Consider the following 13,392-nt stretch of genomic DNA (forward strand, 5'->3'; position numbering starts at 1 on the left):
AGCTTTTCCTTTAACCTCTTATGCTACTTCAACTAAAAATTTGGCTAATGCAAACCTTTTTTGTCATTCTATAGCTAAAGTGACTTGGTTTTACCAACACTTATTAGCCATTGTAAAAGTTTTTGTTTCTATTGAATGATAGTTGTAGCCTATGCAAGAAGTTTATTGACTTTGAGCGCACTTTAGCCTATACAATTTTAATATCTTAAACTACTGGACATGCCCGATCTAAAGACAATGATGTTAAATTTTGGACCTCAGCACCCAGCTGCACATGGAGTGTTGCGTCTTGTTTTAGAGATGGATGGTGAAGTGATCGAGAGGGCAGATCCCCATATTGGGCTTTTGCACCGCGGTACTGAAAAATTAATAGAACATAAAACGTATCTTCAAGCTTTGCCTTATTTTGATCGCCTTGATTACGTATCACCAATGTCACAAGAGCATGCATATTCACTTTGTGTGGAGAAATTGTTGCAATGTGAAGTGCCAATTAGGGCAAAGTATTTACGTGTCTTGTTTTGTGAACTGACGAGAATACTAAATCATTTACTGAACGTTTCTTCTCAAGCACTTGATGTTGGAGCAATGACCCCTCTTTTATGGCTCTTTGAAGAAAGAGAAAAAATACTGGAATTTTACGAAAGAGCTTCAGGTGCAAGGTTTCACGCAGCTTACATCAGGCCAGGTGGAATTGCAGCAGATGTTCCAGAAGATTTGATTGAGGATATTGCAAAGTTTATAGAGCAATTTCCAAAATATATAGACGATGTTGATGAACTTTTAACAGAAAATAGGATATGGAAGCAACGCACTGTAGGAATTAGTGAAATATCAATTAAACAGGCACTTGATTGGGGCTTTAGTGGCCCAATGTTGCGCGCTGCTGGGCTTGCTTGGGATTTGCGAAAAAGCCAGCCATATGAGATATATGATCAACTAGATTTTGATATACCGATCGGCCAAAATGGCGACTGTTATGACCGTTATCTAGTTAGAATGGCAGAGATTAGGCAATCTATCAGTTTGGTGAAGCAGTGCATAGAGAAAATGCCTGAAGGGCAAATAAAAACTGAAGATAGAAAAATTTCTCCACCGTCAAGAGTAGAGATGAAAAAATCTATGGAAGCTCTGATTCACCATTTTAAGCTCTATTCAGAAGGATATCACGTACCAGAAGGTGAGGCTTACGCAGTTGTTGAGGCACCAAAAGGTGAGTTTGGAGTGTATATAGTTTCAGATGGTACCAATAGACCTTATAGGTGCCGAATAAGAGCACCTGGCTTTGCGCATTTACAAGCCTTAGACTTTATGGCAAAAGGACACATGCTTGCTGACGTTGCAGCAATTATTGGCTCACTCGATATAGTTTTTGGTGAGATTGATAGGTAATCATTGGTACCCGTTCAGGCAATGGCGTCATGCAAGTAGCTGACACATAACTGTACGAACATTTGTTTGCAAAGGCAGTATGTTAAGTGTTATAGCCGATTTTGCCTCAAACACAAAGGCAGTGCCTTGACTACTTGGATCCAGAAAAATTGATTGTGTACTATATAACATTTTTGATCAAAAGCGTAACCGTTCACTGTTAGACTGCATTCTGTGATTTTTAGCAAAACATGATCTTTCATTTGAGCTTCCTTCAATTTAAAATAAATACAGAAAATTGCTGCCTATAGCTAAACTGACTTAGATTTACCAACAATCGTCATCCCGCTACTTGTTAGCGGCTAAGAGATACCGCGGCGGCATAGCTATCTTCAAAAATATGGTTGAATAATTGTGTGTATAATTATTAATATTTTTAAACACTTTGGCTATGGCTTTATCTAAGTTTCTCGACCCTAAGCTGGATTTAACCTTCAAAAAAATATGTAGGGTCAAGAACTGGTGCGCCTACTTTAGGGTTTGGTGGCTGATCCATTGTTTTCACAATAGGCCTCAATCCAAATTCCCATGTTAACGTTTCCAGCTCCCGCCTCGTCAAACGCAGCATCCGCACTACGCTTTCCTAGCAGATTCTTTACCAAAGTTTATAACATATTGTGCTGGTGATGCTTTCGGTTTGTAATACCTTATTCTGTAGTCTGAATATAGACCCAGCGTTTTGTATATCCATTCGCTACTCCACTTCTTCCAACCAAACCCTCTCTTCACTTTCAGCTAATAAGTGATTTTCTATTTCACCTTCCAAACTTGCCTCCAGCAGCTTTTTTATAAATGGTGTAAATGCTCCATCCCTTCCTGTTAATGGTCTGCCTTCCCTTATTGATGACAGTATATTTGCTTCCAGTTCTTTGTAATCTACCAAACCGGTAGTTCTGTTTACTACTTTCTGACTCATTGTCAAACCTCCATTTTTTTTATATCAATTTATTACTTTTTTTTTGGTTTGACACACTTTTTTGAACCATACGCGTCAAGTTAAGGAAAAGTGTAAGTAAAGTTGATAGAGTGAAGGAAAATAATAAGGTATAAATTCTCTTGGATATATGAATGAGAGAACTTACAATGGACAGAATAGCTTGCTTATCAAAAGACCTCAATGAATTCTTTAATGAAAAAGCAGACGAAATATCAATTGCAGTAGGTTTTATAAAAAGAAAGAGAAAACTTAATGGCTCATCATTCATAAAAGCTATGGTTTTTGGTAACATAGGAGTTGATGATTGCAGCATAGAAACAATGTGCCAATTGCTAAATGAAGACTCGATAGAAATTACAAAACAGGGTTTAGATTTTAGGTTTAGTGAAGAAGCAGTTGAGTTCATGAAAAAAATGTATAACGAAGCTTTGTGTTTATTTAAAAAAAGTCTACAGATTGATTGCAAAATTTTACAGCAATTTGGAAGCGTTAAATTATTGGATAGCAGCTACATTAGCCTGCCCAGTAGCATGGAAGATATGTACAAAGGATATGGCAGTAGCTATAGAGATTGTGAGAATAATACCAAATCAGGAATAAAGCTACAGTTAGTCTTTGATTACCTGAATCAAGCGCTAGATAAGTTAAATTTTATGGAAGGAATAAGGTCGGATCAAGGTTATAGGGATTATCTGAACGGTTTATCAGCCAATGATTTGCTAATATTTGACTTGGGCTACTTTGTGCCTAGTTCTTTTAAACAGATTGATGAAGCAGGTGCATATTTTGTTAGTCGTTATAAGTCTGATACCAATATATATGATATAGAAACAAATCAAAAAATAGAGCTATTGGAGTATTTAGAAGGTCAATTATCTTCAGAAAAAGAAGTATTATTAGGAAAGGAAGTAAAAATTAAGGTAAGAATTATATGTCAAAAGCTAACTGAAGAACAGTCTATGGCTAGAAGAAGAAAGGCTAATAAATTAGCAAAGTCACATGGATATACATCTTCTCAAAAGAATCAAAAGTTATTAGATTGGTCAATATTTATAACTAATGTTCCAGAGAGTAAAATTAATGCTGAACAAATATTGACGGTTTATAGAGTAAGATGGCAAATCGAATTACTATTTAAACTATATAAAAGTCATATCAATCTTGATAAACTAAAAGGAAAGACAAATCCATTTAGAGTATTGTGCGAGCTATACGCAAAATTATGTGCTATTCTCGTATTTCACGAAATGGTTGGCTGTGTAAAACTAAAAAAGAACACGGAGCTCAGTTTAACAAAGGCATTTATTGAATTGAAAAGGCGGGTTAGAGAGCTCTTTTTGATATTAAACAATATTGTCAATAATTTAAAAATTTTTCTAAAAAAGCTTACTATAATCTGGTCAAAGTTTTCTTTGAAAGACAGATATAGGAAGACCAGGGTATCTACTTTAAGCTCTCTACATTCCTTAACTTGACGCGTATGGTTTATTTAACACTCCCTGTTAAGATGCCTAATCCACTTTCAGCTCCTCAGTATGTAAACTGCGTGGTAAAGACTCTAATTCCTTTGCAGCACTTAAACTTTTATTTTTTGCATGTATACCAAGCTTATTGAATTCTCGAGCAGCAGGAAACACCCTTGCTTCAAGAGAGCCAGCAGTTTTATTATAATGATCAACAGCACTTTTTAAGCTCCTGCGCAAATTATCAAAGTTTTCACCCATTGTGCAAATGCGCTCATATAAAATATGACCTAGTTCACTGATTTTCTTTGCGTTTTCAGCTATCATCTCTTGCTTCCATCCATACGCTATTGCTCTCAGCAACGCAATTAGAGTGATCGGTGTTGCAATGATCACTTTTTTTTCCACTCCAATCTCTATCAAAGCAGGCTCATATTCCAGTGCTGCGCTAAAAACCCCCTCCCCTGTTAAGAAAAGCACCACAAGTTCTGGCGTATTTTCAAATTGATTCCAATACTCTTTTTTACCCAAATCATTTATGTGTTTTTTTATTGCCAGGGAATGGTTCTTTAATTTCTCCTTTTGTATTTGCAAATCATTTTGTGATATAGCATCCATGTAAGAATCAAGCGGCACTTTAGCATCTATTATTATTTGCTTTCCAGATGGCATTTTGATTATTAAATCAGGACGCAATAAATTATCCTCGTTTTTATCAATCACTGACGGCTGAGTAAAAAAATCGCAATACTCAATCATTCCTGCCATTTCTACCACTCTTTTGAGTTGCATTTCACCCCATTTGCCCCTAATGTGAGGTTTCCTCAGGGCATTAGCAAGGTTGGAAGTTTGGTTCATCAGCGCTCCAATTTGCTCCTTTAAACCTTCATAGGCCCCTACCCTCTCCTTTTCTAGCTCACGTATTTCATTATCGAATTTTTCTAATTTTTCTTTTATTGGAGTTACAACTTCGTTGATCGTTGCTTGTCTTTTTTTGAAATCGCTTTCCGTTTCTTTTAATTTACTATCGATTACTTCCTTTGCTAAGTTCAGAAAATTATTGTTATTTGTTTGCAAAGCATCAAGAGAGAGCGCTTTAAAAGTGTTTGTTAATCTCTCCTCTGCTTTTGTTAGTAATTCTATTTCCTTTTTCTTTTCCTCACGTTCTTTTTGCAGAGTTACTTCAAGTTCTGCTTTTTTGACCCTTAAATCAACTATTTCTTCATTCTTCGTAAGCAAAGTTTGCTTTGTTTCTTGAAGTTCTTGCTCTAATTTACATAAATTACCCTCAAGGTTTGCTTTCTTTTCGCTCAGTTTTTTTACGATAATGTAGAAAAATAGTAATAGAGAGACAACCAGAGCTATAGAATTGAAAAGCATCAGAATAAAAAAGCTGTATTTACAATTCTATATGATTTTTGTGTGTATAAGAAAGAAAAAAGGAGCACCTAAAGAGGTGACCTTACCCAGAAAAAGTAGAGAGAAAGTTAAGACGTTTTTATCATGAGAATAAATTGTGCAGGAATGCAATAGTTAATAGTAGAATGTCTACGTTATTTGTTATAAAAGATTTCTATGTATTCAAATATGGCAGTTCTGGTTTGTTGAGCGAGAAGTATCAATAAGCAGCTCCCTTTTAAGTGAACTTTTCTGCAACAGAGTTATCGTAACAACAGCCCTTATGGCTCATGCTGGAAATGATGTTTTTTGTATTCAATAGAAATTGGTAATTTTGAGAGGTATACTGTGACCCTTGATCGCTATGTAACAGCAGATTTTTATCGGGTTTGCGTTTATCAACGGCCATCAATAAAGAATCTATAACTAATTATCATGTTACTCATTAACCACCATGCGTGAATATAGGTCAATTATTGCCGCCAACAACCTTCTTTAGTTTTTATGTAGGTAATCCCAAACTTTATTTGGCTGATCAGTAGTAAAATTTTGATCCAATGTGTTCGGAGCCACAACTCGGTTGCTTATTTGCTGTTTTTTATTTTTGAACCTTCGTCTAAGCTTGGCTTTAATGCCATTTTCTTGCATAACACTTTGTACTGTTTTAATTTTTGCCTAAAGCTTTTAATTCAGCGTGAATTTTAGGGGCTCCATATCTGCATTTAGAAGCTTGATGTATTTTTTGAATATCTGCTAGAAGCCCTTCTTTTGCTAATTCTTTACTGCTTTTTTCCTTAGCAACCCATACCACCAGTACAAAACCCTACATAGTTCCTGTGTTTTATAGCAATTTCTATATAAAAGAATACTTTACTCTTTTTCTTTGCCCAGGGCTTTTTTTAAGATGTCTCTTTCTCTTATTAGCTCTTTTTTTAGATCAAATCTTTCTTTGTCATAAGGAGCCTTTGCCTGGAAATGCGTATGCTCCAGACATTTTTCCATCATATTTTCTTACTTAACATACTGCCATCTATACCTAGATCTTTTGCTATTTTTGTACTTGCTTGACCTGTTTCTTTAACCAGCTTAACAGCTTCTAATTTGAATTCTGCTGTATATTCTCTTCTATTTGTCATATTTTGAAAAAACGTTTTATTTTACTCCAAAAACGTCTTAACTTTCTCTCTACTTTTTCTGGGTAAGGTCAATTTACCGCCGCGGCGCTAACTAGTAGCGGGATGACGGGTTACCAAATTGTAGAAGTTGCTTTAGCTATAAATTCAAGTTTTATCAATGTCTTGTGTTGTTACCCAAATAATGGTTGTGCAAGCGCTTAATTTTTTGATCAAAAAGGAACAAGTTTAGTAAAAAATAATGATATTATTAGTGGAACATAAAACAGTCCCACTGCAGTACTGATTAGAAGCAACAGAGTAGCTTTATCTGGTTGATAATTCAAAATATTAGCAAGTATTATACTGGACCCAGAAACTGGAATAATAGCCAGCAACATCAGTGCTTTATATATGCTCTCATCGTATATACCTATAACATGCTTGTCTAAAAGGACAATTCCTAAAACAAACAGTGGCCAGAATACGTACTTTGCTGTAATAGTGATCAAAGCAAGCTTCCAATCTATTTTAAAGCTTGCAATATTCGCAATGCTCACTCCAAGTAGCACCATTCCTAATGTGACAAATGTACTTCTAATGTTCATCATAACATCTGTTAAAAAAGTAGGTATTTGTATATCGTATATACTTAAAAAGAAGCCCAGAACCATCGCATAAAGCGAAGGAAGTTTGAACAACTTTAATATGCATTCTTTTGCGGTATAAATACCATTTGCAGCTATGTAAAATCCTAAGCTGTTTTCAAATAGCGCCATTCCTATATAACAAACAACATATACAGATACTGAATCTTCATCAAATAAAGCCATGGCAATCGGCAGGCCAAAATAACCCATACTTGTGCTGCCCGAGCTAAATGCTAATATGTTTCTTGTGTTATCCTTAAATAAAAAAGAAGAAAGATAATACACTGATAAGGACATAGTGCTACCTATAAACCATATCAAAATCGGCAGAGAAATTACTTTTAAGTTAACTTCTGTATGAGAGACTCCATATAAAATCACTATTGGATTAGCTATATAAAAAAGTATTTGAGATATAGTGTTTCTATCAATTTTAAGATATTTTCCTGCTAAGTAACCAATAAATATTGTAATATAAATAGGTAATATTTTGAGAAAAAGAGTAAGGAACATACTAGCCTATTGTAATATTTTTGATTGATAAAGTGACATTAGATCTTAAGGTGTTGTAAAAGTAAACAAAATTTATTTTCCAATTTATCCAGCTCATAGTTAATTACATTAGTGCCAAAATTCGTTTTTATATAGGACTTAAGAATGACATTTTTATGATAAAATTATGTTAAGTTTCTATAAAGCTTCTTGCATATTTTTAAATAATGACATATTTACTAAAAATTAAACTGCTTGTAGTAATTTAGACGAACTGTTGAAAAAGTAAGAGGAAATAAGTAAAGTTAGGGCAGAGAGGTAAGAGCTTTAACATAGTTGTCATATTTTTCTTTAATTAACCCTAGTGTCCAATTTATCCACCATTCCTTCACATGAGGTGTTTCTAACCATTTTAATAACAGTAAAAAATGTTTTCTTTCAACGCTTTAAATGTGATATTTTTATTCATTAATTAAAAATCTCAAATGTTACTACCATTTCTGTTAATCCTGTCTCTAATTGCTAAGTTCATTGAAATTGACATTTCCGTACCTAGTTTTCCTGATATGGTGCACTATTTTAACGTACCGGAAGGCATAATTCAATTAACTATTGCTTATAATTTCCTAGGCTTTTGCATAGGAGGGTTGTTTTTTGGTCCATTGTCTGAATGCTATGGCAGAAGGAGAATTATGATCATAGGTAACACTTTGTTATTAATCGGCGCTGTTGGTTGTGTTTTTGCACCGTCGATTTTTTGGCTTTTAATCTCTCGCTTTGTTCAGGGCATTGGTGTTAGCACATCTGTAGTTGTGTTTGCAATCGTTGCAGACAGCTACAAAGGCGACGAAGCGGTGAAATTTATTGGAATCATGAATTCTGTTCTTACAGTTGTCATGGCAATTGCGCCAGTGTTAGGCAGTTTCATCAATGAAATTGTAGGATGGCGTGGTAATTATGCAACTGTTGCAATACTTTGTTTAATCTCTTGGGTTTTGCTGCTTTTAGCGTTACCAGAAACAAAAAAGGACCGCGATATTTTCAGTTTGAAAAAAATGATGAAAGATTACAGAAAACTACTATCTAGTCCGAGGTTTGTTACGTTGTCTTTGATGTCAAGCCTCTTTTCTGCTGCGTATATGTCATTCATTACTTGTGGACCTTTTCTGTATATGAAGACTTTTGGTTTATCTAGCACTATTTATGCACTACATCAAGGTGCAATAGTTGGGTGCTTCTCACTCATCAGTCTATTTGCTGGCAAAATCTTGCAGAAACTTGGAGCAATAAAGTGTGTAATTTCTGGTACGAGCGTGGGTGCTATTGGGTCTCTATTGCTTGTAATATTCAGTATAATTGTACCCCACTCTTTCTACTTAGTAACACTGTCTATGATTATTTTTTCTATCGGTTGTGCAATTTTCCAGCCAGTGATTTTTAATGCATCAATAAATGTTTTCCCTGAAATTAAAGGCACAGCTTCTTCTGCAGTCTCGTTCATTAGAGCTTTTATCATGGCTATTTTTATCGGCTTAACAAGCTACATTTACAATGGTCAAACAATTAGTGTAGCTGTTCTTGTTTTATCCGCGATAGTACTAGAACTTGTTTTTACTGTCTATCTATTGCGTTTAAAAGATCCTATGTAATTAATAAAGATATTCCATTGTAGGCTGCTAACTTTCCCCTGCCAATCTTTCTGCTTCATTACGTGAGATTAATGCCTCAATAAATTCATCTAGTTCGCCTTCTTTTATAATCTGCTCTAGCCGATGTGAAGTTAGATTAATTCTGTGGTCTGTTATTCTTGATTGTGGGAAATTATATGTTCTTATGCGCTCGGAACGATCACCAGAGCCAATCTGACTTTTCCTCATTGTTGACCTTTCCATTTCTTTTTTTTGTCTTTCAATTTCGTATAGCCTTGCCCTCAATACTTTGAGCGCTTTAGCTTTATTTTTGTGCTGCGATTTTTCATCTTGCTGTATCACAACTATCCCTGTTGGCAAGTGGGTGACCCTTACTGCGCTGTCAGTTGTATTCACTGATTGCCCTCCAGGACCACTGGATCTATAAACATCTATTCGTAAGTCTTTTTCTTCTATTTTAAAGTCAACTTCTTCTACTTCAGGTAATATCGCAACAGTAGCGGCAGAGGTATGCAACCTTCCTGAGGATTCAGTTTCTGGCACTCTCTGTACTCTGTGCACCCCTGATTCAAATTTCAACCTTGCAAAAACTTCTGTTCCATTAATGAGTGCAGAAGCTTCCTTATAGCCACCTATACCTGTATTAGAAATGCTTATTGGCTCGAACTTCCAATTTCTTCTTTCTGCATATTTTTGATACATACGAAATAACATTGCTGCAAATAATGCTGCTTCTTCTCCGCCTGTACCTGCTCTAATTTCTAATATTGCATTTCTTGAGTCATCTTCATCTTTGGGCAATAATGCTAACTTTAATTTTGCTTTTATTTTTGGTAATAATACCTTGTGCTTTTCGAAGAATTCTTCTTTTGCTAACTCTTTTATATCACCTTCGCTGTTTTCATCTTTCATTATTTCTTCTAAGTCTGAAATTTCCTCTTTCAGCGTGTTATATTCGTCAATTATCTTGATTATTGGCCTGAGCTCAGAGTATTCCTTTGAAAGGGTAATGAATTCTTTTTGACTTAAATTGGTAGGATTTTCCAAATTTCTCTCTATATCATTAAATTTTTTCTTTAAGTCTTGTAAATTATTTTCCATATCCATATAGCACAGATCTAGCTAAGTAATATATACTGAAATAAAAAATTTCTTATATCAAGCAATAACACTATAATATACCTACTACCTTCTAGTTGAATATAATGGCAAAACAGATAACATCAAACTGCAATTTCATATTTGGAGCTTCGGACATAAAATCATTACCAAATGAGTCGGCTCCAGAGATTGCGTTTGCTGGTAGATCAAATGTAGGAAAATCCAGTCTGATTAACTTACTGATAAACAGCAAAAAAGCTGCCAGAGTTTCCTCTAAACCTGGATGCACTAGACAAATAAATTTTTACTCTATGTACAATGATAAGTTCAGGCTTGTTGACCTACCAGGGTATGGTTATTCTCATGCAGGTAAGGAGGAAATTATACAATATTTAAACTTAATTGAGTATTATCTAATTCAAAGAAGAAATCTAAGAAGAGTGTTTGTGTTGATAGATAGCAAGGTAGGATTAAAAGAAATAGACAAAGACTTCATTTATTGGTTAATATATAATAACATTAACTTTAACGTTGTGCTAACAAAAATAGATAAAGTAAGTCAAAAAAGCTTAGGTGCTGTTATAGAAGATATTCAAAGATGGATTAATAATGAGAATGTGTCAATTCATCAAATGAGCATCCGTGTTAAGCATAAAATAACCAAGGTAAGAGATGAGTTTTTCAAGTTTACAAGATAAAAAAATGAAGAGTAGTGAATTCTTAAAGGGTGAGGTATCATTTGAACAAAAAGCAGAAATATTATTTGAAGTGCTATCTAATATACCTAGCTTTGTAGGCGAGACTTTTGTCATTAAATGCGGTGGTACAATAATCTTAGATGAAACACTATTTAACACTTTTGTGCATAATGTTGTCTTGTTGAAGCAGCTTGGTATAAATCCGGTAATAATTCATGACGGAGAATATGAAATTAACTCGGTGTTAAAAGTGCTGGGTATGGACAGTAAATTTGTGAATGGTATCAGACTTACAGACAGAGACACTATGAAAATCATTGAAATGGCACTGTGTGGCTCAGTTAATAAAAAAATTGTTCAGCATATAAATTCTGCTGGTGGTTCAGCTATTGGATTATGTGGAAAAGATGGTAACTTAATTAAAGCCGAAAAAATAACCGCTACGCTTAGAGAAGATAGATCAAATAATATCGAAAAGATATTAGACATGGGGTTCATCGGTAGACCCACTGAAATCAATCCTGATATATTATTTTTTATTGAAGAATCAGATTTTATACCAGTTATTGCACCAATTGGTCATGGAAAAGATGGGGAAACATATCATATTGATGCCGATAGCACTGCAAGCGCAATCGCAATCGCAGTTTCTGCATCTAAAATGATAATCTTGAGTGACACAGATGAAGAAATAGATAAAATTGGTGGCAGGAAGATATCTGTTAAAAATTTGAATGCATCGATTGATTGTGGGAAAATTAAAGGGGAAAAATTTATTGAAAGGCTTATGGCATACGTTAAAATGGCGGAGGAATATGCTGGAGTTGTTCACATAGTTGATGGTAGAATACCTAACATTATGCTTGATTTATTTACTGAGAGTAATTCAAGCATATCGATTGTGAGTGATTTATAGCTATACTGCTTGCAACTACACGAATACCAAGAGGGTGTCATTCAAGTAGCTGACACTGGAATGACAGCAATCTACGTCATACCGCGATTCATTCGCGGTATCTCAGATCCCGCTAACAAGCAGCGGGATGACGGTTGTCGTTTAGCCATAAATACTAAGAAATTTACCAAACAAAAAAAAGGCAAAAGAAGCCCCGTGGTTATTATCCGCTTTAAAATATTGGCGTTTTTTATGTTTTAAACGCTTGACAAGCAAGATTTAGCTGCTTTTAATTGCAACTAACCTATGCTGCAAATGTTTAAGAAATTTACCAAGCAGAAAAAAAGACAAAGAATCCCCGAGTTAGCTAGTCTTTTACTATCTCTGTCGAGTATTGGCATTTTTTGATGTCTTGTAACGCTTTATAAGCGCGTTCAGCTTATTTAGATAAAAATCTAGATGTAGATGAAGTTTTGTAAAGACATACAGTATCTATATACTGCAAAAAATTGAACATAAGACGCCGATACATTAAGTAATCCTTACCTTTTAATCTGCAGATTGGCGAAAGCAAATACAATAGCTTCAGTTTCATGATAAGGGGGCTGGCGGAGTTTGTCAAGGAATTTTTATGGCTGCGCTGGAATGACATCATTTACATTTATCACTTTTGCAGATACAATTTACATGCTATAATTGAGTCTTCATAGATGGTAAATTGGAGTGCAAAGAAGTAAAATTAAAGTAGAAATAAAAAGATTATCACACGGAGAAGACTTGTCTCTTCCATGTTATGCAACTACGCAGAGTGCTGGCATGGATCTTTATGCTGCATTGAATGATTCTGCTGTTTTAAATCCACTTGAAAGATTACTTGTTCCAACTGGAATTGTGATTGCAATACCAAACGGTTTTGAGGGGCAAATCCGCCCACGTTCTGGTCTTGCTGCAAAACATGGAATCACTGTCTTAAATTCTCCGGGTACTATAGACTCTGATTATCGAGGTGAAGTTAAAATTTGTCTAATTAATCTAAGTAATCAGCCATACGAAATAAAAAGAGGAGATAGAATCGCACAAATCCTTATTTCTCCTGTATCTCAGGTAATTTGGGATGACAGAGAAGAATTCTGCGCAGAAGAAACCGGTCGCAATGCAGGGGGCTTTGGCTCAAGCGGCAGGTAGCTTACGAAAAAGCTTGACTATGACAGTTCTTTTATACACAATTTAAGCATATTAATATTTTATTAAATGAAGTCGTTTATGCTAACTTTCAAAAATCATTGTGGCCAGCTCCACAAAGCAAACACTGTATTTGTTGCATTTACTGCTATATACGTTATAGGTGGATTAGCAATACTTTCAACACCGCTTTGGAGGCCTTCAACTTGCAAGCTAGCAGCTTTTGCAGCTACACCACTTGGAATGGGCGTTTTAGCATTTGTTGCTGCTGCGCTGACTTATTTAGCAAATTGCACAACAGATAATGTCATTCCAGTGCTCCCTTTCTTGTCATCCAAGTAGCTGACACTGGGATGGCTTTGTTGCATCACACTTTATGAGATG

General features: G+C 35.1%; 15 protein-coding genes and 1 pseudogene. 7 read left to right on the top strand and 9 right to left on the bottom strand.

Annotated features, from left to right (window positions below; translation table 11 throughout):
• Nucleotides 1-219: 219 nt before the first annotated feature.
• Entirely contained in the window at nt 220-1,392 is a 1,173-nt protein-coding gene (locus AAGD50_RS04205) for an NADH-quinone oxidoreductase subunit D (protein WP_264339441.1), read from the top strand.
• A gap of 27 nt (nt 1,393-1,419) precedes the next feature.
• Here the strand turns inward: AAGD50_RS04205 and AAGD50_RS04210 are convergent, their stop codons facing one another.
• Together AAGD50_RS04210 and AAGD50_RS04215 are read right to left on the bottom strand one after the other, a co-directional pair.
• Nucleotides 1,420-1,563 carry a hypothetical protein gene (locus AAGD50_RS04210; RefSeq protein WP_153296793.1) on the bottom strand — a complete coding sequence of 48 codons (144 nt, stop codon included), beginning with the start codon at nt 1,561-1,563 and terminating at the stop codon, nt 1,420-1,422.
• 589 nt (nt 1,564-2,152) lie between these two features.
• Nucleotides 2,153-2,347: pseudogene (locus AAGD50_RS04215) on the bottom strand (IS256 family transposase); the annotation flags it as partial.
• 167 nt (nt 2,348-2,514) lie between these two features.
• On the opposite strand from AAGD50_RS04215, the gene AAGD50_RS04220 reads away from it, so the two are divergent.
• Nucleotides 2,515-3,843, top strand: coding sequence for an IS4-like element ISWosp9 family transposase (locus AAGD50_RS04220; protein ID WP_155969615.1), 1,329 nt, complete (start codon nt 2,515-2,517; stop codon nt 3,841-3,843).
• 36 nt (nt 3,844-3,879) lie between these two features.
• Here AAGD50_RS04220 and rmuC read toward each other — a convergent pair whose 3' ends face one another.
• From rmuC to AAGD50_RS04245, 6 genes are all read right to left on the bottom strand, one after another.
• A complete protein-coding gene (gene rmuC / locus AAGD50_RS04225) occupies nt 3,880-5,211 on the bottom strand; it encodes a DNA recombination protein RmuC (RefSeq protein WP_151807714.1) in 1,332 nt (443 codons plus the stop codon).
• A 256-nt stretch (nt 5,212-5,467) separates the two neighbouring features.
• Entirely contained in the window at nt 5,468-5,638 is a 171-nt protein-coding gene (locus tag AAGD50_RS06830; RefSeq protein ID WP_080717647.1) for a DDE-type integrase/transposase/recombinase, read from the bottom strand.
• A gap of 255 nt (nt 5,639-5,893) precedes the next feature.
• The gene (locus AAGD50_RS04230; protein ID WP_080717648.1) at nt 5,894-6,040 is read right to left on the bottom strand and encodes an IS3 family transposase; all 147 of its coding nucleotides are present in this window, start codon (nt 6,038-6,040) and stop codon (nt 5,894-5,896) included.
• A gap of 59 nt (nt 6,041-6,099) precedes the next feature.
• Nucleotides 6,100-6,234: a hypothetical protein gene (locus AAGD50_RS04235; protein WP_007548509.1), complete on the bottom strand. Its 135-nt coding sequence runs from the start codon at nt 6,232-6,234 to the stop codon at nt 6,100-6,102.
• Entirely contained in the window at nt 6,231-6,365 is a 135-nt protein-coding gene (locus AAGD50_RS04240) for an IS3 family transposase (protein WP_007548354.1), read from the bottom strand. The genes AAGD50_RS04235 and AAGD50_RS04240 overlap by 4 nt, the downstream gene beginning before the upstream one ends.
• Nucleotides 6,366-6,574: 209 nt before the next feature.
• On the bottom strand, nt 6,575-7,504 hold the full coding sequence (locus AAGD50_RS04245) for an AEC family transporter (protein ID WP_006279391.1): 930 nt from the start codon (nt 7,502-7,504) through the stop codon (nt 6,575-6,577).
• 464 nt (nt 7,505-7,968) lie between these two features.
• Between AAGD50_RS04245 and AAGD50_RS04250 the strand changes: the two genes are divergently transcribed.
• Nucleotides 7,969-9,132: a multidrug effflux MFS transporter gene (locus AAGD50_RS04250; RefSeq protein WP_265024598.1), complete on the top strand. Its 1,164-nt coding sequence runs from the start codon at nt 7,969-7,971 to the stop codon at nt 9,130-9,132.
• A 27-nt stretch (nt 9,133-9,159) separates the two neighbouring features.
• Here AAGD50_RS04250 and prfA read toward each other — a convergent pair whose 3' ends face one another.
• Nucleotides 9,160-10,239 (bottom strand): peptide chain release factor 1, encoded by a 1,080-nt coding sequence (prfA, locus tag AAGD50_RS04255; protein ID WP_007548640.1) that lies wholly within the window; start codon nt 10,237-10,239, stop codon nt 9,160-9,162.
• A 98-nt stretch (nt 10,240-10,337) separates the two neighbouring features.
• Here prfA and yihA point away from each other — a divergent pair, with 98 nt between their 5' ends.
• From yihA to AAGD50_RS04275, 4 genes are all read left to right on the top strand, one after another.
• Nucleotides 10,338-10,931 (top strand): ribosome biogenesis GTP-binding protein YihA/YsxC, encoded by a 594-nt coding sequence (gene yihA / locus AAGD50_RS04260; RefSeq protein ID WP_151807719.1) that lies wholly within the window; start codon nt 10,338-10,340, stop codon nt 10,929-10,931.
• Between the two features lie 4 nt (nt 10,932-10,935).
• A complete protein-coding gene (gene argB, locus AAGD50_RS04265) occupies nt 10,936-11,847 on the top strand; it encodes an acetylglutamate kinase (protein WP_319803555.1) in 912 nt (303 codons plus the stop codon).
• A gap of 702 nt (nt 11,848-12,549) precedes the next feature.
• On the top strand, nt 12,550-13,011 hold the full coding sequence (gene dut / locus AAGD50_RS04270) for a dUTP diphosphatase (protein ID WP_006279458.1): 462 nt from the start codon (nt 12,550-12,552) through the stop codon (nt 13,009-13,011).
• 78 nt (nt 13,012-13,089) lie between these two features.
• A complete protein-coding gene (locus AAGD50_RS04275) occupies nt 13,090-13,350 on the top strand; it encodes a hypothetical protein (RefSeq protein WP_246484087.1) in 261 nt (86 codons plus the stop codon).
• Nucleotides 13,351-13,392: the final 42 nt, after the last annotated feature.

Origin of the sequence: Wolbachia endosymbiont (group A) of Apotomis capreana (genome assembly GCF_964027025.1) — a bacterium.
Taxonomy (GTDB): Bacteria; Pseudomonadota; Alphaproteobacteria; order Rickettsiales; family Anaplasmataceae; genus Wolbachia; species Wolbachia pipientis.

Coding starts and splice junctions, on each gene's coding strand:
- AAGD50_RS04205 (WP_264339441.1), top strand. CDS start 220: ATGCCCGATCTAAAGACAATGATGTTAAATTTTGGACCTCAGCACCCA.
- AAGD50_RS04210 (WP_153296793.1), bottom strand. CDS start 1,563: ATGTTATATAGTACACAATCAATTTTTCTGGATCCAAGTAGTCAAGGC.
- AAGD50_RS04220 (WP_155969615.1), top strand. CDS start 2,515: ATGGACAGAATAGCTTGCTTATCAAAAGACCTCAATGAATTCTTTAAT.
- rmuC (WP_151807714.1), bottom strand. CDS start 5,211: ATGCTTTTCAATTCTATAGCTCTGGTTGTCTCTCTATTACTATTTTTC.
- AAGD50_RS06830 (WP_080717647.1), bottom strand. CDS start 5,638: ATGGCCGTTGATAAACGCAAACCCGATAAAAATCTGCTGTTACATAGC.
- AAGD50_RS04235 (WP_007548509.1), bottom strand. CDS start 6,234: ATGATGGAAAAATGTCTGGAGCATACGCATTTCCAGGCAAAGGCTCCT.
- AAGD50_RS04240 (WP_007548354.1), bottom strand. CDS start 6,365: ATGACAAATAGAAGAGAATATACAGCAGAATTCAAATTAGAAGCTGTT.
- AAGD50_RS04245 (WP_006279391.1), bottom strand. CDS start 7,504: ATGTTCCTTACTCTTTTTCTCAAAATATTACCTATTTATATTACAATA.
- AAGD50_RS04250 (WP_265024598.1), top strand. CDS start 7,969: ATGTTACTACCATTTCTGTTAATCCTGTCTCTAATTGCTAAGTTCATT.
- prfA (WP_007548640.1), bottom strand. CDS start 10,239: ATGGATATGGAAAATAATTTACAAGACTTAAAGAAAAAATTTAATGAT.
- yihA (WP_151807719.1), top strand. CDS start 10,338: ATGGCAAAACAGATAACATCAAACTGCAATTTCATATTTGGAGCTTCG.
- argB (WP_319803555.1), top strand. CDS start 10,936: ATGAAGAGTAGTGAATTCTTAAAGGGTGAGGTATCATTTGAACAAAAA.
- AAGD50_RS04275 (WP_246484087.1), top strand. CDS start 13,090: ATGCTAACTTTCAAAAATCATTGTGGCCAGCTCCACAAAGCAAACACT.